Genomic DNA, 26,040 nt, shown 5'->3' on the forward strand with positions numbered 1-26,040 from the left:
TATTATAATGTAAAGATACTGAAAATCGTACAGCTATACAAGTTTAGGAAGCTCTTTTTAATCAATAAAATCCTTCTTTTCGACCGGCTTTAAGACGTTTGAGTCTATCACTCGGATTATCGGTTATGCCTTCCACCATCAGTACTAAATCACGCCATTCCATGGGATAGGAACGGCTTTCACTATCATAGGAAGGAAGTCTGAAGGTACCTTCCTCAAGGCGTTTTATGTATAAAACCATACCTCCGTCTTCGGCATGCAGAAGTTTCATGGTTGTTCTGCTTCGGTTGACAAAGATAAACACATCGCCAAGTCGAACGTCATATCCCATTTTATCATGAACAAGCCCACAAAGGGAATTTATTCCTTTGCGCATATCTGTCTTCCCGGGACACAGGAAGTAGCGCATCGTATCATTCAGGCAGAACATGGCTACATAATTTACTGATCAGGCCATAAATAATCTCCGGATTACTTAGGATGTTGAGGTGGATCTTTATGCCGGATGGAAGTTCTATGGTTACATGCCTGTCACCACATGATGAAGTGGGAATGGCAGGAGTATGATTAATATTAAGAGGGATAAACGAATCACCTGTAGGTTCGGTGTGTTTGGTATATGGGTGACTCAATCCATATTTCTTCTTCCAATAATGAAAACAGGAAGCAGGATACGATTCATTATCACAGAAATCCTTTATGGTTAGTCCGCTGGACTGTTGGCGCTGATATAGCGCTAAAAACTCTTCTTTACTCATTGATCGTTTCATAACTACGTTTTTGAACGCAAAGTAATAGAAGAGTTTTTAGGTCTACAATGTGTACTTTATCGGATGCTTACGCAGCGCTTTGCATTGCTTGCCCTGTTAACGATACTCAGACATCAGTATCCGGAAGCGCAAATCCTGGGGCATTATCAACTCAGTGCTTCGATTCATAAAGCTTGTCCATGTTTTGACTGTCGTAAGGAGTATATGGATATATAAAAAGAACTACGGGAGCTGTCGAACGTGCAGTCCCCCGTAGTTCTTTTTATGTTTATATCATTTATAAATCTCCCGGCTTTCCCAAGTAATAGGTAATAAGCCGTACTTCTCTCACAGAAAAAGCTTTCGTTTTCGGATGAAAGTCCGTAGCCAGTATCTCATCCATCAATGGCTTGCATTTCCGCATCCAACGCCGAAGTTTATTGACCGAAGCACGGATAGTCAAATCAGGAAAATACATCTGGGCTAACTCTTGTTTATTATAACATTTCACTACAAATTCTAAATGTTCCATCGTTTCTTTATTACTGTTTTATATGCTATAAAGTTATAAAAAATTAAACAAATAAACAAAGAAAGAAGATACTATTATCCGATATAATGAGAATAAAAAGAAAATATCAACTATCTTCACAGACCGTTGATATCGTGGGAAATTAACACCAGATACACCTCCGGTGCCAGGGCGTAAATTAGAAAGGTACCGTCGTACTCTTTCTAATTCACAAATGTAGGAGAATCATGCGTTCAGCATGAAACTAGGGACCTACATTCTCTTCATCTCACATACAAACACTCTATTAGTGCTGATTACATCTCAACATTTTATTTTATACCACTCTTAAAACTTCTTTCCAAAGCAAATGTTTATAAAAGTCTTCACTAATATTTTAAAGTCAAACCACCACGAGCGATGTTGCAGATAAAACAAGTCATACCGCAAACGGCGTAACATCTTGTCCATCGTATCCGTATAACCATTATACAAAGTTGCATATGAAGTCACTCCCGGACGAATCTGATACAAGAACTGATAACGGGGATCATGCTTAATAATCTGATCAATATAGAATTTACGTTCCGGACGGGGACCGATAAAAGCCATATCTCCACAGAAGACATTCCACAACTGTGGCAACTCGTCCAAATGGTGTTCGCGTAGAAATCTTCCTATCTTAGTCAATCGAACATCTCTTCCCCCCGCATAAAGTTGAGGGCCCATAGACTCTGCATCCAATCGCATACTGCGAAACTTATAGATATAAAACGGCCGTCCGAAACGCCCGATACGCTCTTGCTTAAATATAGCTGCCCCACCATCTTCCCGTTTCACAGCTATATAGCAAATCAAAAATAACGGAGAAAAAACGATCATTAAAACTGCTGCAACGATACAATCCCCTATTCGCTTTACATTGCGCTCAAAAGCATTCATTCCGTCCGGAATGAAGTCCTCACTATACCCCATAATAATTTAATTAGAAAATTTAAATACAATACCGTTTATTTGATATATTTAAAAATGCCGCGAAATGCGTAATTAATGAAATAGAAAGCACTTCTAAAGTATCCAAGTTTCTCAATATTCATATAAATATTCCAAACCCATGGAAGTACTTTTATTTTATTAGAAGACAAAGAAGATTTTCGAATTCTATATTCAGCCAAACAGCTTTGCGTATTCACTGCTAAATAACCTTTTTTTAATATGGAAAGCCATAATATATAGTCTTCATGACCTTCAGATACAAAAAAATGTTTTCCTGTTTTTAAAGTATCATATACTCCTGTAGAACAACCTATAACATTTCCGCAAAGTAATTGATGATAGGTACAACTTTTAGGAGCTAATATTACTCGTCCATATCTGTTTCCTGATTCATCAATCTTCTCATAATTTGAATAAACTACAGCTATATTAGATGTATTAAAAAAAGGAAGTTGTCTTTCTAGTTTTTCAGGTTTCCATAAATCATCGCTATCAATAAAAGCTATAAAACGTCCTTCAGCTTCCTCAATAGCTTTATTCCGAGGAATAGTAGCAGAACCAGAGTTCTTCTCCAAACACAAAAGTCGAATCCTTGAATCTAGTTTACAATATTGTTCTACTACTTCTTTCGTATTATCGTGTGAACAATCGTCCACAATAATCATTTCCCAATAAGGATAAGTCTGATTTAAAACAGATTCAATTGTTTTAGAAATAAATCTAGCTGAATTATAACAAGGAGTAATAATAGAAACTTTGTCTTTCATATCAAAAAAGAAGCCAACTCTTCAACTGAATTTCTTTTCCATAAGGTGAATGTGCCCACAATTTTGGAGCAATCACAATTTTCTCAGAAGAGTCATTTAGCCAAGCAGCCCACCAACTAAATGAACTATTAGCTATTATATTTATTCTACAACAAGACATTAATTGCATATCAATATAACTCTCAACGCCCGAGTTCCAATCCACCAAAATAAATGGATATCCTTGCACTAAAGGCAATATATATGTTTTACACCATTCTATATCATTAGAAAAAAGGTAAAATTGAGGCGTATCATAATTATTTAATACATAATCAATAGCTTTCTTATAATAATTGAGATCACAAAGTCCACCAAACAATTTATGATGTAAATAATCTCCTCTACGAATATGTAGACTAACAGGCATTTTCGCATATTGAATCTCCCTTATCACTTTAGCATTTCGCCCGACAAGTTCTTTTTTAAATGTAAAAGTAGAACGCACTTCTGTCTGAGCTTCTATAAAATATTCCCAATTTTGCCAATATCCTTCATAATATCGATCACAGTTACTCCAAACTTCGGACATAAACTTAAAATCATATTTTTCGACACACTCCGTTTTTCTTACAGGAAATATTTTACGAAATATTCTCTGCAATTTATAGATCTTAATATAAAAAGATAGTTCTCTAATTTCTTCCCGAGAGGCATACTCTGCATCTATATCAAAAATTCGTTTCAGTTCAAATCCATTATGCAATCCATATGTTTCGAACATAGATATATCTATCTTTATTTTTTCTTTCGGATATTTTTTCTTCAAAGAAAGATAAAGTGCATATTGAAACATTTGATTCCCCAAGCCACCTATTATCTTAACAATCTTCATCTTTCTAAATATTATTTATCAATTAGTTTATTCAATTCAATTGTAAAATCTTGAAATTGACTTTCCCAATCTTTCTCTGTCACTACATACTCTTGCATTTTATATTTTACCAACGATAGTACTTCACGTTCTTCAAGAATTCGTCCCAATAGTTCACGTATTTTCTCTACAGAATAAGGATCAACAACAAAGCCTATTTCTTTTCTTAAAACTAAATCTCCTAAACTTGTTTTCTCTGAAAAAATACAAGGAACATTATAATGTAAGGACTCATGAAACTTATTCGAAATTGCATATTTCACGTTATAATCTTTATTAGGATATGCAGCCCAAACTATGTCTGAATTATAATATAAATATTCAATTTTGTCGTACTCATAACGCCCTGTAAAATAGACATTATCAATACCTTCACTATATTTCTCCAAAGCTTTTAAATCATGTCCTTCGCCATGAAAAAAAAGATTGACATCCGAATTATCTTTCACTGCTGAAACTAAATTCTTCAGTATCTCCAGATAGCGTACTCCACCAATATAAGATATATTTATCTTTCTAGTCGCATTCCGTTCATGTTCACTAATATGAGAAGCTGACAAAAGAGGTTTGTTTTCCAATATTGAATGAACATACTTTTCAGATCGATATAATGATTTATAAAATCTGGAGGCAAAAACAATCATATCTGTATTCCGCAAAGCAAAACGTTCAACAATCTTTAATACAGTCAATAAAACACTTGAATCTGCCGATGGTATATCTAGATTTTCATAAATCAATATTTGAGATTTTTTCTTAAAAATACTAGATAAGAAAAGCATATCCCAATGTGAAGCAACAATAACATCAGGGCTAACGCACTTATTACATTTCTTCAAATAGCGAAAATAGCCAAATAAATTGAATAGTTTTCTCAACAATTGTCCACCGGGTGAATACTTCTTGTATATATAGTAATTATTAGGTGAGGTAATATTCTTATCTTCCCTATTCCAGGCACAAAAAATCATTTGTACCTCTCTATCACTATAATGTTTACAAAGACTGTTAGCAATTTTTATATTCCGAGTATTAATCGGATACGCACTATCAATTATTAAAAAACGGATTATTTGCCTCATTTTTACCTAAATTGTATGTTTTCAACATTAAATATTAACTGATATGGTATATAAAGTGACTTAAAAGCATTATTGGAACCAATATAAATCATTGCCAAGAAGTAACCAGAAAAGCAAATAGCATAAAACAATCGATACTGAACTGAATACTTTCTCAATATAGAAGGGATCAAGAGACAAAAATAGACTAAAAAATACATTCCTAAACGGATCCCCAATGCTGGTCCTAAGATAAAAGGGAACAATAATGCAATGCCAATTATAGCAAACAATTTATTCTCGTATTCATCAATCCTTTTTAAATAAGCTAATAATAACAAGGATACAAATAAAGCGATTTGAATATACCTGACTATCCCCCCACCAGTATACTCATCCAATTTATCTATATAATAAGAGTATATATCCAATACATAAAGAACTCTTAACAGTATTTCTTTTGCAAGAAACAATATTGGAATAATAAACACAAGCATACGTAAACTCAAAAAACGATAGACCGGATATATAAATAATGCAGCTAGTGCAGATACATGAAATAATGCCGCAAATCCAACAACCAGTACATACTTAAATAGAGATTGCTTCAAAATGTATTTAAATCCCCAAAATGATATACTAAGTGCTAATATTTGACGAACAGAAGTAAAGGACTCTAAATAAAAAAAGGCTAGAAAAATTAATACCGAGAGCTGAAAATTTACAGAATATTTTTTAAATGAATGAAAAAATATAAGATAAGTTGGTAATCCAAATAATACAAAAAGTAGAGGAGGATTATCAAATAAAATAGCTATAATACAGAAAATCTGACTCAAGGGTTCCAGTCTTATAATCTGATTCACTTCTATTTTGTCAATATAATTATAGTAATTAATATAATCCCAGCCTACATCAAAACGAAATATCCCAATAAAAATAATGACAAATAATCCTACCAATTCAAAGAAATAATATCTTCTACTACCATCTGGAAAAACTCTCGATAAAAAAAACAAAGAAAGAACTATACAAATAAATAAAATGTAAAACAGCATTAATTATCTTATTTCAGTATTGAAACAATTTTACTACATGCCTTACCGTCTCCATATGGATTGACAGCTTTATGCATTTTATCATAATAATCGTCATTGTCTAATAGAAGTGACATTTCAGCAACTATTTTATCATAATCGGTTCCTACCAACTTCACAGTTCCAGCCTCCAATGCTTCTGGACGTTCTGTTGTATCACGCATTACTAACACTGGTATCCCAAGTCCTGGTGCTTCTTCTTGTATTCCACCACTATCTGTCAATACAATTGCACTTTTCTCCATTAAATAAATGAACGAAAGATATTCTAAGGGTTCTATAAAAAACATATTTGATGTGGAATATTTATCAAACACCTTATGAATAGGTTCTCTTACATTTGGATTTAAATGCATCGGATATACAAAATCAACATCAGGATATTTATCTGTTAACTTTTTAATCGCCATACAAACCTGCATAAACCCCTCTCCAAAATTTTCTCTGCGATGCCCTGTTATTAATACTAATTTTCTCTTGTTTTCCAATCGACTAATATCATATCCAGCCTGTTTCAAACTATCTGCTAATTGTGCATTTAAAGTTTTATTTTGCTTTATCATATCAACCACCATATAAAGAGCATCAATAACTGTATTACCAGTTATAACAATCCGTTCTTCTGGTATACCTTCACTCAATAAATTTGATTTACTTAATAAAGTAGGAGCAAAATGATAAGTAGCAATACGTCCTGTAATTTGTCGATTCATTTCTTCCGGCCAAGGACTGTAAATATTATATGTTCGTAATCCAGCCTCAATATGTCCAACAGGTATTTGTTGATAAAAAGCAGCAAGAGCCGCAGATGTTGATGTCGTTGTGTCACCATGAACTAACACAATATCAGGATGAACTTCTCTTAAAACATCACGCATTCCGAGCAAAACCCTAGTTGTAACATCATACAAATCCTGACCTTGTTTCATAATATTCAAATCATAATCAGGCTGAATATTAAAAAGTTTCAGTACTTGATCTAACATCTCCCTATGCTGTCCTGTTACACAAACAAAAGTTTTTACTGTTTCTGAATATTTATGAAACTCTTTGACTAATGGAGCCATCTTTATGGCTTCAGGCCTTGTGCCAAACACCAACATTACTTTCTTTATCATTATTGTAATATTTTTCTAATGTATAATCGTAATTCATTAATTATTAAATAGAAGCGTAGGAAACTAATCAAAAAAAACACAGGAGATAATTCACAAATAGCTAAAACGATTTTATAAGGCCCAGGCATAAAGGATATTGCAACAGAACTATTCAACTCATTCAAGTAGAAAAATAAAAGTTCATTTCTTTTTTTATGAGATAATTTCTTATCACTAAAAAGAGATAAAATAGCACGCAAAACATATACATTCTTTTCTACTTCAATAAACGTCATAAAATGTTTTTCTGCTATTTCATGTTTCTCGCAATTCTGAATACGTAAATTATAGGATAACCTAACATAGCGAATAAACATACTATGTGGAATGAAGGCAGAAGTTAAAGACTCTTGCTTTCTTTTCACATATAAATAACCAGAATTCTGTATAAAAGATAATGTTTGTACATATAATAAAAACTGTAAAGAAAAAACATGGTCCTCTCCAAAAGAAAGGCTAGAATCAAATTGAATATGATGCTCAATTATAATTTGTCTTTTAAACAACCGTGCCCACGGTGAATTAAATATGTGTTTTTCTTCTGCAAATATGTAGACAGATTTCCATTCTCTGACAGATAATTGATCCATTCCGCTAAAGGATATGATATTTTGTACTTCTTTATCCTCATTAACAATTTTATAGCCTTGTAAATATAGATCAGCATTTTCTTCTCCAATCCAAAAAGAATTGAGAAAATCCGGTTCTATTAAATCGTCTGAATCAACGAAACAAATATATTCTCCCTTCGCTTGATATATCCCTCTATTTCGAGCAACAGAGACACCTGAATTTTTTTGATGTAATACTTTTATTCGACTATCTTTTACAGCAAACGAATCACAAATTCTCCCACAAAAATCAGGGCTCCCATCATCAACTAAAATCAGTTCCCAATCCGTAAATATCTGATTTATTATACTATTAATACAGTCTTCCAAAAAAGGTTCACTTTTATATACAGGAACTATAATTGACACTTTCATTCTTTTATTTTTTTGAAAAAATAGAATAGCATTAATTTGAACACTTTAAAGGGCAAATTTGACAATAACAACTTTAGTCTTGTTATTATTGTAAGATCTTTCTCTAGTATATAACATATTCCTAGCTGATTTTTAAGCCTCGTGTATGTCTCCTTATCTAAGTTCTGTTCAATAACTATTTTTTCAAGTAAAAACTTTGCATCAACCATATATTTAACTAATAAAGGAAACTCATAAAACAGTCTTTTTTCCTTTATAAAATTTATTTTCAAAAAAAATATTTCACAATAACTATTAAAACTTTTTATTATATTCTTAGGATCCGTCATTATTGAATTTTCTCGAACACGATAAAGGTACGTCCTTTGAAAACAGACTCTTAGATTATTACAATAATAGAAAAGATTAAAGGACCATAACGAGTCTTCATGTATTATCCCCTCGCGAAACCACAAGTCATATTTTAAAAAAAAACTCTTTTTCACCAGTTTATTCCAAGCCATTTCATATAGACTATACGAAATAAAGGCATTAAATATTTCTTTTTGCTTATCAAAGATAGCAACACTTGTATTTAATCTTGGTATATATTGATTATCTCCAATCAAATCAAAATCGCCCATTATAACATCAGGAAAACTCTGCAAAGAAAGGTTAGATAATAATTCAATGGTATTTTCTACTAAGATATCGTCAGAATCCAGAAAATATAAATAATCTCCTTTCGCAATTTTAACACCTGAATTTCTTGCAGCAGACAAGCCTTTATTTTCCTGATGATTTATTATTTTAAATAAAATATTTCCTTGATAAACAGATAAAAGACGATTGACAACCTCCATACTCTGATCAGGGGTACAATCATTTACTATAATACACTCTAAAGTTCCTTTATATGTCTGATTTATAACTGAATACAGACAACTTTCAATATATTGTTCTACATTGTAGACGGGTATTATTATAGAAACATTTACCATATCACTAATCAATAAAGTATATATTATCTAAATCTTTCAACCATGTTTCATAGAAGAACCTATTTTTTCCATATGAATTATCGAAAAAAACAAAAGGCTTATTTAATAGAATAGCCAAAATGGCAACGTGTAATCTTGTTGTATATATTTTATTATAACGACAAAGAAATCTTCCTCCTTTTTTTATTAAATATGTTTTCAAAAAAATAGAAGCAAAAGCATTTGCTAGCTTGTATTGTTGAAAATTAATCAACTTACCCAATATTTTAAATCGAATAGATATAAACTCCATAGTAGGCCAATCCCTTATATCTACCAGATGCTGATCCTCTATAATATAACTTTCATAATTTTTCGCACAAAATTCAATATCATTTCTCTTTAAGTACAGAACCTTAGAAGTACTTTTTCCACTATATTGATTTAAAGTTTGTTGAGAAATACAGAATGCCATGTCAGGTAATAACAATAAATTATTTTTATAGAAATATGAGCCTAATATATCCCAAGACTTTGTATCTCGAACACAGATAGTTAGATTAGAATGTTTTCCCATTAACTCTGCATCTCTCTCTAATATTTTTGTATCCTGATAATGAACACTTTGTGGTAATATAATAATCTTATTATCAGGATATAGTTCTACTATTTTTAATCTAAACTCTTGATGTACACGCCACAGATCTCCAAAATTCCCACCGCCTTGCAATAAAATTGTTGTATCCTTGGGTAATGGCTTATAACTAAAAGTCTGATATGAACATTTTGAAATACATTGAGAAGACAGTTGTTTTAGAAAATTTTCAGTTCCCTCCCAAATCAAAATATCTCCGATATTAGTATAATAAGGTAAATCCCATAATACATAAGAATCCGATATCAAAGGAGTCAACGTATTAACTATCAAATCTCTCAAAAAAGCCACCTTTCCTGAAAAATTCATTTTATTATATGCTTTAAAATTGCTTTTACTGAATTTCCAACTTTCTCTTTTATCTTTCTTTGAACTGCTAACTTATATATTCTTTTATTAATCACCTCTTTCTCCTGTTCTGTATATTCTTTATTAGATTCATACAATTTCGTACTCATGAAACTTTTCATTTCAGGTTTAAGCCATTCACTACCATCATTACATATTCGATTTCTCAACTCAGCATAAGTTGGAGCATCCAATTCTGGAATATCTCCTAATACTATATATGAATGACCATTATAACAATGATATTCCAAACAATTATTACCGATAGGACAGAAGTTTATAGGCTTTTCGACATCTTCAAATATATTCTGATGAATCAAAGATTTGTAACATTGAGTCATTATTCCAGTTCCAAGATTTAGATAAAAAGACCAATCACCAGCATAGCAAAACTCTTTTCTTTTCACCTCAAAAATCTTCATCTTATAATCAAAAATAGCAGATTTAAAATTACCCCAGATTTTATTATATTCCTCCTTGTCTAGACAAGTTAGAATTGGTAATTTTTCAGGATCTCTCTCATCTCTAGCAATCGTAACATGAGGTATTGCACCGACTTCTTCAAGTGATTTTTGATTCATCTCATCAATAAAAGGAATCAACTCGTCCGAAGGAGTTACTTCCAAAGTGAAAGAACACCCTACGTCTCTTATTTTTTTTATGTTAGAGAAAAAACGCTCTAACAAGTTCTTCTCTTTCAGTTCTAAATAATGGTATGAAAATTTAAAAAATAACCTCTTCAACAATTCTGGTGGAAAAGAAATAATTTCATCGAAACGTTTAGAAATAGTAGCATTAGTTACAACCATTACATAATGCCCTTCCTCTAGAATAGCGCGAACATATTCTAATAATTCTTTTGAAATAAGTGTCTCACCAGCAGCACAGAAATTAATTAAACATGTTCCTCCTAACCTTTCTTTAGATAGAGCTTTTCTAACAGTCTCAGCAGAATATTTCAACTTAGGTACCTTATTAGCAAATAACCCATGTTGTACAATATAACAGTAATGACAACGTAAAGTACAGGTTGTTATGGGAACATAACAATCAATATACCTCTTAATTTTATCCATATTATTCTAGAAAACTAAATTTATAATTATTCTTAGCCAGCCATTTAATTGATTGTCTCAATTTTATTCTATTAAGAATATTTCTATGTCCATTCATTGCCCATTCATGAGAAAAAAGCGTAATCGTATCTTTATTTTGATAATTTAATAATTCCAAAGGAAAACATTCCATTCTTTCTATTCTTATATCTGTCTTATGATAGTATATACTCGTAGAGCATATAAGCTATCACTTTGCAAACGATTCAAATTATAACTTATCCTCCCTTCATCATCCGCACCTAATAAATGATAAACCCTATATTTTTTAAGAATAGCAATCATATTATCGTCTGCAAAATAATAATGTAATCTCAAGCATGGGGCTAAAGAAGATTTTCCAGCCCAATGTAAAATAGATTTTTTTACATTCAAAAAAGAACGTTCAAATTCTAACGACTGTTCTTTTTTATCAAAACGTGGTTCAATAGCATGATATCCGAACTTCAACCATTCTGAATTTTCTATAAATTCATTTCTAAATTTATCAGGAACTTCTGTTATTACAAAATTATCCGCTTTTTCATACACATAAAGACTAAAGACTGCACCATAGACATCATGCAATTCTTTTAATGATTTTAAAAAAGGTTGTTGAAAAACAGAGGTATAACGCAAAGTATCTTTCAAGTCTTTTATACAAAGATAAACATCATCAAAACTTATTTGTACAATCTTATTTGGGGAATTTGAAGGTATAGGAACTGAAACATAAATATAAACAGAAAATATTACTATTAATGCAACAATAATAGATATCAAACTAAATATAATTCTTTTACTAACTCTCATAAAATCATTTTTTTTAATTTTCCTATTAAAACAGATTTAATATACAACTTTTCATTATGATTTAGTCCTATAAACCAAGAACTAATAAGCATACTGAATGTACTGCAGATAGTAACACAAACTAAGCGTATTAATCCTTCACTCATCATATTGTGAATCCAATATGGTAATATACATGAGAGTATCCCCACAAGCATTGATACACCTAATACATTAATAAAAAAATGACTGATTGAAACTTTAATTAAAAAATTGAGAATTATTATACGAATAAAAATTGATATTATTGATAGTAATATTGCAACCAAAAATGTAGAATAAGGCGGACAGCCTAATTTCAAAAATAAATAAGAGATAGGAAGATTTAGCAACAATAACCCTCCTACCATAACCTGATATAATTTTATGTTTCCTGTAGCTTGTACAGTTGCACCAATTACATATGTGAACGACTCAATAAGAGAATTAATAACAATCAAACGAATAAATAAAATTGTATACTCAGGAATTTGTCCTAACCATATCGCTAATATATATTCTGTTTCTAAGATAATTGGAATAGAAAATAATAACAATAGAAAAAATGAAAACTTTGCCCCTGTAAAGAAGAGTAGAAACATTCGATTATAGTCATTACATGCGTATGATTTCACAATTTGTGGATTCATCGCTATAGTAAAGTTTTGAGTAAAACTATTAAGAGCTGTATTTACTTGATAAGTTATACCACGCGCAGCATTCACAACAGGACCAAAAAAAATATTCAATGCCATATTTACTCCTTGATCTTTCAAAACATAAGCCATACTTCCCCATAAACTCCACCCAGAATAGCTAAGCATACCTTTAAAAGTACTCTTATCATAAAAAAGACTAGGATTATATTCTCCAAATTTTCTCTTACAATAAATATGATAAACTAAAAATAAAAGAATAGTAGTTACAAATAACAGAAAACCATACGCTATAAGTTTATCACTATTACAAGTATTGATAAAAAAAGCTATAAGTAATTTACTTGATGCATCTAAAATACCCATATATGCATAAATTGTCATCTTCTCATGAGCTATTATTTCTGCATTTAATGGGACTTGCATAATTGTCACAACACAACTAAGAACAGAAAATTGATAAATTATATTAGCAGCAAACAATCTTTCAACAGGTATAATCAGCTTATTATTCACAAACCATAGTCCTATTGTCTCCGCTAATATGAGAATAATCCCAGCTAGTATTAGATGTATAGTAAAAGCTGTACGAAAGTTTTTTTCTAATCCTATTCTATTTTCCCTCCCTAATTCATAAGTAATAAAACGAGAGGTCGCGGAACTTAATGCTCCATTAAAGAAAGAAAATAAAGTTATAACTCCAGCAACGACATTATAAATTCCATAATCCTCTATACCTAAAGCTTTTAAAACAATCCTAGAAGTATATAAATATACAATCATAACGATGCTTAATCTAATATAAAGCATCATTGTATTCTTTGCTATAAGATTATTTTTAGAACTAGACATTAAGTTTATGAAACGATTTATTTCTTTGTGCGTTTTATTCTCAATCTATTCCATATTTCTTTTCCTAGTAGTTCCCAACTAATTACACAAAACACGGATAGAAAAACAAATAGCAATATACATATCTTCATTCCAATACTAGAAGCTTCCAAAGGAATTACTGCCGGTTCAACAACTGCAAATACAGGTTTTTCTTCCTGCACTTTTGCTCTAGCTACTTGCAACTGATTAGCCACTTGACTATATACTTGATAAGCCAGACTCATATCATTTTGTAATCTTTCCTGTTCAGTACGTACACTTTGAAGAATCAGATTATTATGAGTATCCATATAGCTAGCATATTTCTTTTGTGCAATATAATATTCTAACCGACGTTCTTTGAATAATCTTTCCAAATAAGCACAGTCTTCTTTAGCTTTAGAAGTACGATAATTAATAATATATTCTTGTAATTTATGAATTACAGAATCAGCAACAATCGCAGCAATCTCCGGATCTTGTAAAGTTACAGAGATACTAGTAATAGCAGTTTTATTATTCACTGATGCAGTTATTGCTTTTCTTAATGAACTTATTTTATCTGTTTCTTCTCTTGTCAATTCAATAGTTGTTTTTTTTATTTCTCCGATAGTAATAATATTATTTTCATTTGTGAATAAAGCCTTCACACCACTAATAATAATACCTGGCATAGTAATCACATAATTCCACCAAGGAGAAGATTGTTCACCCAAATAGGCTTCCAAAGTATTATTCGATTCCGCAGAAGATATACCAATTTTCATCCGCAAAAGCTCTAATAAAAAAGGAGTAGAAGCTACAATATCAGATGAAAGAGAGGCATTTAAAGCATCCAAATTCTCCCCCAAACTAGCTCCACTTCCCAAAAAAGAAGCCGCAAGTCCTGCTAAGCCATTTCCACCTTTAGAGCTACCCATTTCAGGAGATAATGTAACTTTTACCGTATATTGTTTTGGAATACTCAATGCTACAATAATACCAACAAGCATCCCTATTCCCACAGCCTTATATATCGTTTTACGAATGTCAATTATATTGCGGAAAATATCAATTAAACCAACTTCCATTCCATTTCGATGTTTCTCACTCTCTCCCAATGATGAGTTCCCATTACTAACATACTGATTTTCAATCATAAGAATCAAGAATTCATTTTTTTATTAAATTAGCAATAGAGGCAACCATCATTCCCAAAGTACTGAATGTAGTAGCATAACTCAAAATGTTTCCGATATTAGTTTTCTTCTTAGCCTTACTAGGAATAATTATCTCACAACCGGGTTCAACTTGTTTCTTGCCACTACCCTTCACCTTAGTCACCTGACCATTCATATAAACAATGAACTTCTTACTCTTCTTCGCATTCTCTGAATAACCTCCCGCTTGATTTAGATAATAGTCTACATCCTTGCCTTTCATATAAGAAACAGTATTCGGAACCATGACGGCACCATTGATTGTTACCGTATTGTTATTATTGGGAATAGAGACTACATCACCCTCACGCAACACAATATCTGCCGTACTTCCGGGATTGGCCAACGCCTTCTCCAAATCGATACCGACCGTAAACGTATCCTCCACACGGACACCCAGGGAATCAAGCATAGCCTCACCCAACTGACGGCTCATCAAACGGATTACATCACCCATACGTTTCTTCTCACTCGCATTGGCTACACGGGTAAGCTTTGCACCACGAAGATAAGCGTAGTTGGTGGCTCCGCCGGCTTTGTTGATCAAGTCTGAAAGACGTTCCTCCCTGCTGGTCATCGCATAGGAACCGCCGAAAAGTATTTCTCCTTCGACTGAAACATTTTGTTGAGGTTGATAACCGGGACTGCGACGAACATAAACCTCATCGTAGGGCTGAAGGACAAAGCCGGGACGACCGTCAACTACAAAACCGTCCTTTAAGGCAAACGTATACATCTGACCGATAGTATCATTATCAACTGTACTATACGGGTTCTTTATTCTGCGGGATACATCAACACGGACTACGGAAGCGGCTTCACGCAGGCCGCCTGCCTGGATGATCAAGTCCTCAAGGGTCATGTTATCCGCATAAGGATACGAGTCAGGCTGAGCCACTTCACCGTGGATGACCACATTACCCCTGTCCTCCAGGTCATGAATACTGGGAATATAAAGAATGTCATTCTTCATCAGGGGAAGATTGGGGGAAGTACCCTCCATGATAGACTTGATATCCAAAGGGATTACTTCGGAAGTCAGGTCCTCACGCTGACGGTAAAGGACAGCACGGTTCAGGAACGCATCACCGGTAAGGCCCTGGGATTCGTTGACCAGTTCGCGGACGGTATTCAGCCTGCCGTTCAGTTCGTAGATACCGGGACGGTAGACCGCACCGCGGATTTCAAGCTTGTTGATGAAGCGGTTAAGGATAGCTTCGGCCGTCACAACATCGCCGTTGCGCATCTTATAGACACTGTAATCCATGTCCTTGACCGTGTTGACTTCATATTCCTGACCGTTCTGGCGGACCACACGCAAAGAACGGGTGTAGGCGTCGGCTTCAAAGCCGCCGGCATAGCTGATAAGCGTGGAAAGGTTCTCGTCCTTCTTCATCTCAAAACGCATCGGACGTTTCACCTTGCCGTCGATCTTGACCAGTACCTCATAAGCGGGAACTATCACAACGTCACCTTCCTGAAGACGGATATCGTCCTGAATGTTACCTTTCATGATAAACTGGTAGACGTCGATTGTAGCGATGTTCCTGCCGTTACGGACCAGTTGGACATTGCGCAGGCTGCCGATGTCACTCACACCTCCCGCACGGTAAAGCGCGTGAAAGACAGTGGCAAAGGAGGAAAGGGAGTAGGTGCCCGGCTGGACCACTTCACCCATGACATTGATCTGGATAGTACGGATGCTGCCGAGTGTCAGACGGATGTCAGAGGTCGGGTCGTTCGTATTATTAAGACCGTTATAGATCTTGTTTAATGTTTTTTTGAGATAGTCGTTCGCTTCAGCGATCGTAAGTCCGTTCAGGTTGACGGGGCCTATCTTCTGGATATTGATAGTGCCGTCGGGAGAGATCTGCTGGCGGATAGTATTCTGGCTCGCCCCCCAGATATCGATTATCACTTCGTCACCGGGACCAAGGTGGTAATTCAAGGGGGTGGCGATATTGACACTGGGTTCGAAGGTCAGATTACGGGTGTTGAAGATGTTACGTCCGAAGACCTGATTACCGCGTGCGAGGTCTTGGGTACTAGGGTGGTCCTCCAACATATCCGAGGTGTTCTCCTTCATCTCTTCACGAAGGCGGGATTCGTTGATATCCGTACCCGTGGCATTGGAAGCGTTCACGTTGTTCTGCTGCTCATAGAGCTGCTTCACACGCAGGGCCTGCTCCTTGGTTACACCCTTGCGGGCCAGTTCGGAGGCCAGCTGCTTTTGTTCCTTACCCTGACGGATACCGTCCTTCACATATTCAAGTACCTGGGAATCGCTCATACTCTGAGCGAAAAGAGGAGATGATCCCGACAGAAGGATCAATAACAAAACACTAAACTTTCGAAGTATCATTGATTAAGTGAATAGGTTCTACATAACCGATCGGCATATCGACACAGGCACAGCCGAGCATATTCAAACGGACGGCAATCTTACTCCGGCCACCGACAGTCACCAGTTCGCCGACAAGGCCGCTCAAAGGACCTTTTATGACACGCACCTTCTCACCACGGGCCAAAGGAGAGTCATTCATACAGACGGCTTCATCAGAATAATCGAGCATGAAACGGAAACGGGCCATTTGCTCGTCGGGAATTACGGCAGGAGTACTTTCACCACGCATCACCATATAACGGCTGACAGTGGAAAAGGAAAGAACTTCCATACGCTCCTTGGGAGTCACATGAACGAACACCATCATAGGAAGTAAGACGGTATCCACCAGCTTACGGCGGTCGCTCCATTGATGAATCTGTTGCTGAACGGGAACAAAAGAATCAATTCCCATTTTGGATAAACGTTCGGATACCTTCTTCTCGTGATGCATACGAACGAGAGCGACATACCAACGTTTTGAGTGTGCTACGCCTTCCCCTGTCCCACAACTAGGCCCGGCATTTGCTGATTTCTTTTCTTGAAAAATCATATTTTTTTACCCCATGTTTATCTGTTACTTCTTAAGTAACGGATCATGCATTTGCAGACAGCAGCTAACAACAAAAAAAGGAAAATGAACCGCGATGAGGGTGGGACGATATGGAAACCTAATATTCGATATGAAAGTATTCCGAAATTAGGTAATAAAAGGTCATAGAGCATGAAAGCAAAATCTTCATGTTCAGATACTTTTTTATTATGTATTTAAGAGAAAAAGGAAAAAAAGAAGTTTTTACTTGTATGCTATTAGTATTTTTACCTATCTTTGCACCGAATAAATTTCCGTTACTTAAGAAGTAACAGTAATACTAAGCCCCTAAATCTTAGCATTTTAAACCTTTTCCTTCAGGCTATTTTAAATCTTCTAACGTAATAATAATTTTGTTTATTTACTTTTGTGCGTTCTTCCAATTCGAAACCTTTCAAATAAATCTGAGTTGTCTTAATTGATTTATGCCCTAGTGACTCACTGATCATCTCAATAGGAACACCCCTATATTTAGCAGTAGTAGCCCAGGAATGCCGTAAAGTATAAGATGTTACAGACGAATGCAACCTCAGCTTACGGGATAAACTTTTCAGATGATTATTGAATTTCCGTAATGCAGACTGATACTCACGATACGCACCTTCTTCCCCCCTTTTATACTCTCCACTCAATATATGGAAAAGATAATCGGGACGGTCGGAACAAGATGAACTATGATTATTACGAAGCAAAGAAAGTAACTCATAAGCAGAATCTATAATCTCCACACTCATGGGAGTACCGGTTTTCATACGGTTATACTTCAAGAGCCCCTGATTCAAATTTGACTTCTCCAGATGAGCCAGATCAACGAAAGGCATACCACCAAACTGAAACAGTAAATTAGCAATGGCCTGCGTATGGCGAAGTGTCTCCGTCTGCGGATCTTTGTTAAGCAACGTATGAAGCTCACTCAAAGGAAGTGCTTTCTTCTGGCGGGTATCAACTCCGGTAAACACATCACGAAACAAGCCATGTACATACGGAGCCTGACGAGCATCCACTCCCCTATTATAGATACAACGCAACATACGCATATACGTAGATATCGTATTTGGCTTTAAACGGGAGGCCGTCAGGTAATTGCTATACCTTTTTAAGTTTTCGCGGTTTATTTTGGTAAACTCAATAGACTGCGTACCACAAAACTGCGAGAAAGAACGGACCGCATTCTTATACACATGGGCCGTAGAATAACGGCCCTCCTTTCGCAAACAATCAATATAGTTGCTTGCACAAGTAGAAAATCGATTTTTCTTCATAATTCATTTCATATTATATTAATGAGTGAAAATATCACGGAATATACAAGATTTTCATTAAACCGAACATACTATTTATGGAATACTTACTGTTTTACATGAAAATCAGATATTCTTCCAGAAAATATGCAAATTGTAATCTCAATACCCCCTGCCTTATTCAGTTATAATATCATAAACAAAGAGAGGATAAACATTATTAAGTAAATGATTTATCCTCTCTCTTTATGTGTGGGTATATAGAAATTATTCCCCTAGATTCTCATACGTTTTACCGTCTTTGATTGCATCCGCTTTGAAGTCCTGGTAATATTCTTTGGCCAAAGCAGTATATTTCTTATACATCCGACCGGCAATTTCTATTTCATCCCCTTGTACAATTGGAGTACGTGCCTTATTGGGGGTAGATACAAATTGCAACTCCCAATCCCCCAGTTTACTATAAAAATCATTGGCACGGAAAGCCTCTCGTCCATGCGTCTGACGTAATCCCTCCTCCGAATAGGTTGTTCCATTATCGAGATGTTCCTGAAGCATGGCATAAAACTTCGTCCAACGCGGCAAATAATACCCTTTAATAAGTCCCGTCCATTCTCTCCATGAGTAGTCAAAAATAGAAGGATCTCCGTCTGCCCCCCAAATAGTGACTAAGGAAGTGGCATCATATTCTAACAGGTTCTTTTCTTCTTCCGTATCCCCCCAACTTCGTGCAGATGTCAGCCAACGGTCAAAATTAAATTCAGGACGTGTACGAAGCAGCTCGTCCACATCTTCCAGCATTTGCAAGAAGCGTTTGCTATGCAAAGCGAAAGCCTCTTTGTCTCTATTCAGGAAAGCTTCGGCAGCTCTTTTATGGATAACTTGTCCCATATTGGTCATCATTTGCCTTTGGACATCTATCACATCAAAACGATAAGGTTCAGAATTCTTCAGTTTATCGGCATCTTTGAGTAACAAACCTTCGGCCTGAATGACCAATAAAGGAGAATATGGAATTCCCAATCCTGCATTAGGCCCTGATTTTTTTACATTAAGAGCAGGACGTGCAGCAATGATAGAACTTCGTTCGGTACCATTTGTACCGGGACGATAAGGTCCCTCCAATAAACAAATCATAGCTTGCTGAGCCGAGGGAGAGACAGCCCCATAACGTCGGTTGGCATATTGCTTAAGCCATTCCTCAATGGCTACTTCCCCTTTATGCAAAGGCATCTCAAATGCCAAATCATAATATACAGGATTCTGTTCAATAGCTTCCATAAACAAACCGGAGCCACAAACATTGGGATACTGTTTTAAAGCCGTCATATATTGGTTGGAGGCCAGCAAACGCAAATCTCCATGCATATTAATACGCCCGCCGAAGTTATGCAAATTTCCTTCCACAGCCGGGTATCCCCAAAAGCCTTTGCGGCCCTTTATCTTTTCTCCATTTAAGTCCAGAATAATCAGGTCATTCTGAGGAACAGCCTTTACAATCGGTTCCCGCAAACTCCATGCCTGCATAGCCCATTTAGCTTTCGGGTCGAAATCTTTGATTAATTTATATATGGCATGCCCTACTGCGCTTAAATACTCCGGAGTATTGACAGGAGGTGCACTCTCGTGGAACGGATCTGCTGCGTATATTCCATACGTGCCATAAAGTTTCTTTTCTTCCTCTAAAAAATCACGGCCTAATGTTGCAAACAACGCATCGGTAGGATCAAGCTGTCCTGCTCCTTTAAATCCGCACCAACCGGGTTGCAGGCGAATTTTAGCTTCAGGATATTTATCTTTCAATTCACGAGGAACATAACCGGAGAATCCTTGTTGGATCGGTGTCATACCTAATTCCCTTTCACGGTCTATTATCTTTTTAGCTAAGATAATATGTTTATCGATCCAAGATTTAGGCAGCGGACCTCCATAACTTTGCAGATTTTGCATCCATTGCCAGGCAGCATGTCCCGGACCGGCTAAAAAACGACGAGCTTCTTCATCCGTAAACCGATGTTTCAATAACGTGTTATACCATACAGCTTCCAATCCTACTGTTGCCAAAGGCATATTGATAGAATTCATAGCCATGAAATCTATTTCGCGTTGCCAACGTTCCCAATCCCAATAGGCAGCAGTATAGCTGACCGTACAATAATTCATGTATACCCTGTATTTACCATTGATCGTATTACGGATAGTCTTTTGGGGAAGCGGAAGATTTTCAGGTAAGTTTAATTGATTACCCAACCATGAAACATGCGCGTTACACGTATATTTCAGATATTGGTTAAATGCAGTGGACAGGGCTATGGCATTATTCCCTTTCAAAAGGACTTTCCCTTTTTCTGATGAGATTTCATACACATCCTCTCCATTGGCGGGGTCGATCAATTGCAGTTTGATCTGTTTCCCATATCCGGGTGTGACTCGCTCTATTAAGGCATAAACAGCCTTAATGTGCGGGTCTTTGGCATAGCCTATTACAGTAAACAGGCACAATAATAACAACAAAGGTTTTTTCATTTGACTATCAATTTTTATATAGCACAAATATAAGAAAAAGATTTTTTCTAAAAAAAATAATTAATACGATGCAGTATTTCCCAATCCCCTGCATTTATTATATAAAAAGCAAACGTAGAATGATCAAACCTATATATCATTAAGACCTATAACCTGAACTTAACAAGTGTGGGGAAAAACAGAAAAGAGAGAGAGTTTTAAAGAAATGTCCCCAAAAACGAAGAACCCCTGCCAACTGAGAAAGCTGGCAGGGGTTCATTTTTATATCTTCGAAAAAAGCAATCTTTACTTGCAATATTTCTTTATCAGATCATCCGTATTCGGATCACCCAGTTCTTTTGCTTTATTAAAATTGCCGCAAGCTTCATCCGTTTTCTTCAACTGTATCTGACAAAGTCCGAGCAGACGATAGGCCTCGGCATATTTCGGATCTTCTTTCAATATATTATTCAATATTTGAACAGCCTCTTCATACCGTCCCACACGCAGGTTTACCACTGCTTGCTCTGCCTTATAAGTCAGGTCTTTCGGATTCAGTTCGATCGCCTTGGCAATATCATCCAATGCACGTTGATACTGGCGTGCTTTCAGGGCAGCTTGTTCTCGATAATAATAGAACATATCATTCACCTGTCCGTTGACTGCTTTAAAATAAGCATCGTAATCGAGCATCGCATTACGCGCCTGATTGGCATTCAGATTCATCTGTGCACGTTCCAGAAGATAAGGAGCAAACGCGGAAGTAACCGGTTGCGGACAACGGGCGATACAACTATCCATTAATACAATAACTTCTTTCGGATCCGCTTTCAGCAATTCCTTGGTTTTAGCGGCACTAAAGAAGGTAGCAGGAGAAGCAATATTGCTGGCGTTCACTTTCTCATAAGCAGCCAAAGCACCTGCATAGTCCTGTTGGGCAAACAGAATATCCCCTTCCAGCTGAGTGTAAACAGGAAGCGGATCAATAGCGATTGCCTGGCGGAGATTCTTCAAAGCCGTGTCATACGTCCAGTCTTTATACGTCTTCTCAGGCTTCGATAATTGGTAAGCATGCATCAACTTGGCAATGTTGTAATACACATCATCCTTTTTCTGTGCTACCTTCAATGCCTTATTAAAGTCGGCAACCGCCTTGTCAAACCAAGATTGGTCTTCCTGTCCCTTAGTTACATAATAATTGGCACGGCGAATATACCCGTCCGTGCTGTTCGGGAACTGGCGGATAAAATCATCCAATAGTTTGCCGTACTCTTCATCCGTCATTTGTGAAGAAGCCATAAACAAGTAAACCAATGCCTGATCTTCCACTTCGGGCAGTCCTTTCCTGATTCCGATACTTTTCAGCGCAGCATCACCCAAAGAAAGCGCATTGATTTTTTGTGCCATGGCAAAAGCGGCCCCTGCTGCATAGCAAGTAGTCACCGTATCAATTCCGGAGGACTTCTGGGAAATACCGAATACCTGTCCTTCCGCATTCATCACCGGGCAACTAACCATTTTATCTTTCATCTGCATACCCAACGTATAATAATGATATTCTCCGGCCACTTTGGAGACATCTTTCACTTTACCGGATACACAAGCAATACTCTTTTGTGTCGAATAAGGAAGCATCCATGCATCGGCTCCCACTTCCGGAGCAGCTTTTGCCACGTTCAACGCAGGAACTTTCTTCTCGGTAATGGCTACACGGAACTTAATAACATCGTACATATCATTAGCTCCAAGTATCACGTCTACCGGCATTTGCTTGCCGTCCGCCGTGATAACCACCGCACGTTCCGCTCCTTTAAAAAGGCTATAATCAGATAAAGCCAATCCGTCTTCGGATACAAAAAATCCGTTCCCGGTGTTCAGCATCTTATCATTCTTGTCATAAGTCACCACAGAGAAAACTGCGCGTTTCGCCTTCTCCACCCATTTAGGGGTTTGTGCCATGCTTCCCTGTACCAGAAAGAAAAGCACCAAAGGTAGGATTAAAATCTTCTTCATATCAGTCGTTGTTTCTTTGTTTCACAGCTTCGTAAATCAGGATACCGGCAGCAACAGACACATTGAGGGATTCGATTGTTCCCAACATCGGTATCTTCACCCATTCGTCACAGAGTGCCAGGTTATCATAAGAGACTCCCGTATCTTCCGCACCCATAATGATGCATAACGGTCCTGTATAATCAGCTTTCGTATAGTCGTAGTCTCCTTTTTCCGTAGCAGCAACAATACGGAAACCGCTATCCTTCAAGTATTGCAGAGTCGCACGCAGATTTTGCTCACGACATACCGGAAGGGTATGCAATGCCCCTGCAGAAGTTTTCACAGCATCCGCATTCACAGAAGCACTGCCACGAGCCGGAATAATCACAGCGTCTACGGCTGCACATTCACAGGTACGGGCAATTGCACCGAAATTGCGTACATCGGTCACTCCGTCAAGCATGACGAAAAACGGATTCTTCCCTTGTTCGAACAAGAAAGGAACGAGATCTTCCGTCTTCTGATAAGTCACGGATGAAATGAAAGCCACCACACCCTGATGATTTTTCCGGGTGATACGGTTAATACGCTCCACCGGAACACGCTGAACGGGTATCAGCAGACCTTTCAAAGCTGCAAAAAGTTCTTTGGAAAGATCACTCTGAATGTCTTTCTTTACCAGAATCTTATCAATCTCTTTACCAGCCTGAATGGCCTCTATCACGGCACGAACGCCGAAAATCATTTCACTTTTATCAAGCATCTATGTTAATTTACTGTTTTATAATTTACTATTTATCAGTTGCGGGCAAGCAGGGCTTTGGCATTGCTAAGGGCAGCTTCGGTCAATGTAGCACCGCTTAACATGTGTGCAATCTCCTCTACCCGTTCCTCGTCGGTGAGACGTCGGATGTGGCTGTTGGTTTCCGTATCGCTGTCCTTCTTATATACTTTATAATGGGCCCCTCCCCGGGCAGCTATCTGCGGCAGGTGAGTGATACTGATAACCTGACGGTTCTGTTCGCCCATTTCCTGCATCATGTCTGCCATGCGGTCGGCTATTTCACCGGATACTCCGGTGTCAATCTCATCAAATACGATAGTCGGCAGTTTCACGGCTCCGGCAATCATTGCTTTGATAGACAGCATGACACGCGCTATTTCACCTCCCGAAGCGACGGAAGAAATGTTCTGCAACACACCGTTCTTGTTGGCAGAAAACAAGAAGCTGACAGTATCTTCTCCCTGTAATCCGGGTTCTTTCTTTAACCCCATTTCCACCTGGAAACGGACATTCGGCATTCCCAACGGTACCAACCGGGCTGCCAACTGTTTTTCCACCTCACGCGCAGCCGCTGCACGGGCTTTAGTCAGCACTTCCGCCTGCTGCTTGACCTGTTTATATTGTTCTTCCTTACGTTCTGTCAGTTCGGCAATGCGCTCATCGTAAGAAGTGATAGCGGACAACTTGCCACGATATTCCTCCGTCAAAGCAATCAGCTCCTCAAGTGTCTGCACACGGTGTTTCTGTTGCAGGGAATAGATCATGTTCAGACGATCGTTCACCTCATCCAGCCTTGTAGGATTGAACTCGATAGACTCACCTTGCGAAGATACCTCCTGCGAAATATCTTTCAGTTCGATATAGGCACTTTCCATACGTTCGGCAAGTTCCTTGGCAGGCTGATAAACTCTTTGCAAGTTATTCAGCGTATTGAGACTGTCCTTTAAATAGGAAAGCAATCCTCCTTCGTCCGAAGCAAAAGACTGTTCCACCCGATAAAGCCCCGCCTTGATCTCCTCCGCATGACTTAACATTTCAGCTTCTTGTTCCAGTTCCTCCTGCTCTCCTTCGGCAAGATGAGCTTCTTCAAGCTGCTCCAGTTGAAAACGGATATAATCTTCATCGGCACGGCTTTTCTCAGCCAGTTCCATTAACTCGGACAGCTCTCTTTCAGTCTGTTTCCACCCGGCATAACGAGAGTGATATTTCTCCAGTGCCGCATCATTATGTGCAAGAATGTCGAGCACATTCAACTGAAACCCTTCCTTATTGAGCAACAGGTTCTGATGTTGCGAATGTACATCAATCAACTGTTCGCCCAACTCTTTTACCTGCACCAAAGATGCGGGAGTATCATTAATAAATGCCCGGCTTTTACCGGATGCCTGCACTTCACGGCGCAAGATGCACTCCTCATCATATTCCAGCTCGTTCTCCTCAAAGAACGGGCGCATACCATACGCTGAAATATCAAAACGTGCCTCTATTACACATTTGGAAGCCCCCCGGCGAATGGCCTTCATATCCGCCCGCTGCCCAAGCAACAGACCGATTGCTCCCAGAATAATTGACTTTCCGGCCCCCGTTTCACCTGTTATAACGGAAAAGCCTGTTTCAAAACTGATGTCCAGTTTCTCTATCAATGCGTAATTCTGAATGTATAATGAACGTAACATTTGAATCAGTGA

General features: G+C 37.0%; 23 protein-coding genes and 1 pseudogene. 1 reads left to right on the forward strand and 23 read right to left on the reverse strand.

Annotation, left to right across the window (positions count from 1 at the left end; all coding sequences use genetic code 11):
• Positions 1-61 precede the first annotated feature (61 nt).
• Both tnpB and tnpA read right to left on the reverse strand, forming a co-directional pair.
• Positions 62-430: an IS66 family insertion sequence element accessory protein TnpB gene (gene tnpB / locus CGC64_RS14925; protein WP_005678154.1), complete on the reverse strand. Its 369-nt coding sequence runs from the start codon at positions 428-430 to the stop codon at positions 62-64.
• Positions 414-770: an IS66 family insertion sequence element accessory protein TnpA gene (gene tnpA / locus CGC64_RS14930; RefSeq protein ID WP_005635862.1), complete on the reverse strand. Its 357-nt coding sequence runs from the start codon at positions 768-770 to the stop codon at positions 414-416. Before tnpA ends, tnpB begins: the two co-directional genes overlap by 17 nt.
• 60 nt (positions 771-830) lie before the next feature.
• On the opposite strand from tnpA, the pseudogene CGC64_RS19160 reads away from it, so the two are divergent.
• Positions 831-986, forward strand: a pseudogene (locus CGC64_RS19160) (N-acetylmuramoyl-L-alanine amidase); the annotation flags it as partial.
• Between the two features lie 61 nt (positions 987-1,047).
• On the opposite strand, the gene CGC64_RS14940 reads toward CGC64_RS19160, so the two are convergent.
• From CGC64_RS14940 to recN, 21 genes are all read right to left on the reverse strand, one after another.
• Positions 1,048-1,281 (reverse strand): DUF4248 domain-containing protein, encoded by a 234-nt coding sequence (locus tag CGC64_RS14940; protein ID WP_005678151.1) that lies wholly within the window; start codon positions 1,279-1,281, stop codon positions 1,048-1,050.
• A gap of 327 nt (positions 1,282-1,608) precedes the next feature.
• On the reverse strand, positions 1,609-2,235 hold the full coding sequence (locus CGC64_RS14945; RefSeq protein ID WP_005678150.1) for a sugar transferase: 627 nt from the start codon (positions 2,233-2,235) through the stop codon (positions 1,609-1,611).
• A 35-nt stretch (positions 2,236-2,270) separates the two neighbouring features.
• Positions 2,271-3,023 carry a glycosyltransferase family 2 protein gene (locus CGC64_RS14950; RefSeq protein ID WP_005678149.1) on the reverse strand — a complete coding sequence of 251 codons (753 nt, stop codon included), beginning with the start codon at positions 3,021-3,023 and terminating at the stop codon, positions 2,271-2,273.
• A gap of 1 nt (position 3,024) precedes the next feature.
• Positions 3,025-3,897 carry an alpha-1,2-fucosyltransferase gene (locus tag CGC64_RS14955; RefSeq protein WP_005678148.1) on the reverse strand — a complete coding sequence of 291 codons (873 nt, stop codon included), beginning with the start codon at positions 3,895-3,897 and terminating at the stop codon, positions 3,025-3,027.
• A gap of 11 nt (positions 3,898-3,908) precedes the next feature.
• Positions 3,909-5,018, reverse strand: a complete 1,110-nt coding sequence (locus tag CGC64_RS14960) for a glycosyltransferase (protein WP_005678147.1) — start codon at positions 5,016-5,018, stop codon at positions 3,909-3,911.
• 2 nt (positions 5,019-5,020) lie between these two features.
• Positions 5,021-6,055, reverse strand: a complete 1,035-nt coding sequence (locus CGC64_RS14965; protein WP_005678146.1) for an EpsG family protein — start codon at positions 6,053-6,055, stop codon at positions 5,021-5,023.
• A gap of 8 nt (positions 6,056-6,063) precedes the next feature.
• The gene (wecB, locus tag CGC64_RS14970; RefSeq protein ID WP_032855279.1) at positions 6,064-7,209 is read right to left on the reverse strand and encodes a non-hydrolyzing UDP-N-acetylglucosamine 2-epimerase; all 1,146 of its coding nucleotides are present in this window, start codon (positions 7,207-7,209) and stop codon (positions 6,064-6,066) included.
• A gap of 2 nt (positions 7,210-7,211) precedes the next feature.
• Positions 7,212-8,237, reverse strand: coding sequence for a glycosyltransferase family 2 protein (locus CGC64_RS14975; RefSeq protein ID WP_005678143.1), 1,026 nt, complete (start codon positions 8,235-8,237; stop codon positions 7,212-7,214).
• Complete coding sequence (locus CGC64_RS14980; RefSeq protein WP_005678142.1) at positions 8,234-9,217, reverse strand: glycosyltransferase family 2 protein; 984 nt, start codon at positions 9,215-9,217, stop codon at positions 8,234-8,236. Before CGC64_RS14980 ends, CGC64_RS14975 begins: the two co-directional genes overlap by 4 nt.
• A 4-nt stretch (positions 9,218-9,221) precedes the next feature.
• Positions 9,222-10,160 (reverse strand): polysaccharide pyruvyl transferase family protein, encoded by a 939-nt coding sequence (locus CGC64_RS14985; protein ID WP_005678141.1) that lies wholly within the window; start codon positions 10,158-10,160, stop codon positions 9,222-9,224.
• Complete coding sequence (locus tag CGC64_RS14990) at positions 10,157-11,275, reverse strand: radical SAM protein (RefSeq protein WP_005678140.1); 1,119 nt, start codon at positions 11,273-11,275, stop codon at positions 10,157-10,159. The genes CGC64_RS14985 and CGC64_RS14990 overlap by 4 nt, the downstream gene beginning before the upstream one ends.
• 183 nt (positions 11,276-11,458) lie before the next feature.
• Positions 11,459-12,106, reverse strand: coding sequence for a hypothetical protein (locus CGC64_RS14995; RefSeq protein ID WP_005678138.1), 648 nt, complete (start codon positions 12,104-12,106; stop codon positions 11,459-11,461).
• Positions 12,103-13,563, reverse strand: coding sequence for an MATE family efflux transporter (locus CGC64_RS15000; protein ID WP_229127114.1), 1,461 nt, complete (start codon positions 13,561-13,563; stop codon positions 12,103-12,105). Before CGC64_RS15000 ends, CGC64_RS14995 begins: the two co-directional genes overlap by 4 nt.
• 86 nt (positions 13,564-13,649) lie before the next feature.
• Positions 13,650-14,792, reverse strand: a complete 1,143-nt coding sequence (locus tag CGC64_RS15005; RefSeq protein WP_005678136.1) for a GumC domain-containing protein — start codon at positions 14,790-14,792, stop codon at positions 13,650-13,652.
• A 13-nt stretch (positions 14,793-14,805) separates the two neighbouring features.
• A complete protein-coding gene (locus CGC64_RS15010; RefSeq protein WP_005678134.1) occupies positions 14,806-17,214 on the reverse strand; it encodes a polysaccharide biosynthesis/export family protein in 2,409 nt (802 codons plus the stop codon).
• A complete protein-coding gene (locus CGC64_RS15015; protein WP_005678133.1) occupies positions 17,195-17,788 on the reverse strand; it encodes a UpxY family transcription antiterminator in 594 nt (197 codons plus the stop codon). Before CGC64_RS15015 ends, CGC64_RS15010 begins: the two co-directional genes overlap by 20 nt.
• 356 nt (positions 17,789-18,144) lie before the next feature.
• Positions 18,145-19,089: a tyrosine-type recombinase/integrase gene (locus tag CGC64_RS15020; RefSeq protein WP_032855233.1), complete on the reverse strand. Its 945-nt coding sequence runs from the start codon at positions 19,087-19,089 to the stop codon at positions 18,145-18,147.
• 246 nt (positions 19,090-19,335) lie between these two features.
• Entirely contained in the window at positions 19,336-21,594 is a 2,259-nt protein-coding gene (locus CGC64_RS15025) for an alpha-N-acetylglucosaminidase (protein ID WP_005678131.1), read from the reverse strand.
• A 285-nt stretch (positions 21,595-21,879) separates the two neighbouring features.
• Positions 21,880-23,586, reverse strand: a complete 1,707-nt coding sequence (locus CGC64_RS15030; RefSeq protein WP_005678129.1) for a serine protease — start codon at positions 23,584-23,586, stop codon at positions 21,880-21,882.
• Between the two features lies 1 nt (position 23,587).
• Positions 23,588-24,331 (reverse strand): 23S rRNA (guanosine(2251)-2'-O)-methyltransferase RlmB, encoded by a 744-nt coding sequence (gene rlmB / locus CGC64_RS15035; protein WP_005678128.1) that lies wholly within the window; start codon positions 24,329-24,331, stop codon positions 23,588-23,590.
• A 35-nt stretch (positions 24,332-24,366) separates the two neighbouring features.
• The gene (gene recN / locus CGC64_RS15040) at positions 24,367-26,028 is read right to left on the reverse strand and encodes a DNA repair protein RecN (protein ID WP_005678127.1); all 1,662 of its coding nucleotides are present in this window, start codon (positions 26,026-26,028) and stop codon (positions 24,367-24,369) included.
• Between the last annotated feature and the right edge of the window lie 12 nt (positions 26,029-26,040).

The sequence above is a fragment of the Bacteroides caccae genome, from assembly GCF_002222615.2.
GTDB lineage: Bacteria > Bacteroidota > Bacteroidia > Bacteroidales > Bacteroidaceae > Bacteroides > Bacteroides caccae.

Excerpts from the sequence above, each read along its gene's own strand:
- CGC64_RS14975 (WP_005678143.1), bottom strand. The coding sequence starts at position 8,237 with ATGAAAGTGTCAATTATAGTTCCTGTATATAAAAGTGAACCTTTTTTG.
- CGC64_RS14960 (WP_005678147.1), bottom strand. The coding sequence starts at position 5,018 with ATGAGGCAAATAATCCGTTTTTTAATAATTGATAGTGCGTATCCGATT.
- CGC64_RS14940 (WP_005678151.1), bottom strand. The coding sequence starts at position 1,281 with ATGGAACATTTAGAATTTGTAGTGAAATGTTATAATAAACAAGAGTTA.
- CGC64_RS15015 (WP_005678133.1), bottom strand. The coding sequence starts at position 17,788 with ATGATTTTTCAAGAAAAGAAATCAGCAAATGCCGGGCCTAGTTGTGGG.
- CGC64_RS14980 (WP_005678142.1), bottom strand. The coding sequence starts at position 9,217 with ATGGTAAATGTTTCTATAATAATACCCGTCTACAATGTAGAACAATAT.
- CGC64_RS15025 (WP_005678131.1), bottom strand. The coding sequence starts at position 21,594 with ATGAAAAAACCTTTGTTGTTATTATTGTGCCTGTTTACTGTAATAGGC.
- CGC64_RS14965 (WP_005678146.1), bottom strand. The coding sequence starts at position 6,055 with ATGCTGTTTTACATTTTATTTATTTGTATAGTTCTTTCTTTGTTTTTT.
- CGC64_RS14985 (WP_005678141.1), bottom strand. The coding sequence starts at position 10,160 with ATGAATTTTTCAGGAAAGGTGGCTTTTTTGAGAGATTTGATAGTTAAT.
- CGC64_RS15005 (WP_005678136.1), bottom strand. The coding sequence starts at position 14,792 with ATGATTGAAAATCAGTATGTTAGTAATGGGAACTCATCATTGGGAGAG.
- CGC64_RS15000 (WP_229127114.1), bottom strand. The coding sequence starts at position 13,563 with ATGATTGTATATTTATATACTTCTAGGATTGTTTTAAAAGCTTTAGGT.
- CGC64_RS15030 (WP_005678129.1), bottom strand. The coding sequence starts at position 23,586 with ATGAAGAAGATTTTAATCCTACCTTTGGTGCTTTTCTTTCTGGTACAG.
- tnpA (WP_005635862.1), bottom strand. The coding sequence starts at position 770 with ATGAAACGATCAATGAGTAAAGAAGAGTTTTTAGCGCTATATCAGCGC.
- tnpB (WP_005678154.1), bottom strand. The coding sequence starts at position 430 with ATGTTCTGCCTGAATGATACGATGCGCTACTTCCTGTGTCCCGGGAAG.
- CGC64_RS14950 (WP_005678149.1), bottom strand. The coding sequence starts at position 3,023 with ATGAAAGACAAAGTTTCTATTATTACTCCTTGTTATAATTCAGCTAGA.
- recN (WP_005678127.1), bottom strand. The coding sequence starts at position 26,028 with ATGTTACGTTCATTATACATTCAGAATTACGCATTGATAGAGAAACTG.
- CGC64_RS14945 (WP_005678150.1), bottom strand. The coding sequence starts at position 2,235 with ATGGGGTATAGTGAGGACTTCATTCCGGACGGAATGAATGCTTTTGAG.
- CGC64_RS14995 (WP_005678138.1), bottom strand. The coding sequence starts at position 12,106 with ATGAGAGTTAGTAAAAGAATTATATTTAGTTTGATATCTATTATTGTT.
- CGC64_RS14955 (WP_005678148.1), bottom strand. The coding sequence starts at position 3,897 with ATGAAGATTGTTAAGATAATAGGTGGCTTGGGGAATCAAATGTTTCAA.
- rlmB (WP_005678128.1), bottom strand. The coding sequence starts at position 24,331 with ATGCTTGATAAAAGTGAAATGATTTTCGGCGTTCGTGCCGTGATAGAG.
- CGC64_RS15010 (WP_005678134.1), bottom strand. The coding sequence starts at position 17,214 with ATGATACTTCGAAAGTTTAGTGTTTTGTTATTGATCCTTCTGTCGGGA.
- CGC64_RS15020 (WP_032855233.1), bottom strand. The coding sequence starts at position 19,089 with ATGAAGAAAAATCGATTTTCTACTTGTGCAAGCAACTATATTGATTGT.
- CGC64_RS14990 (WP_005678140.1), bottom strand. The coding sequence starts at position 11,275 with ATGGATAAAATTAAGAGGTATATTGATTGTTATGTTCCCATAACAACC.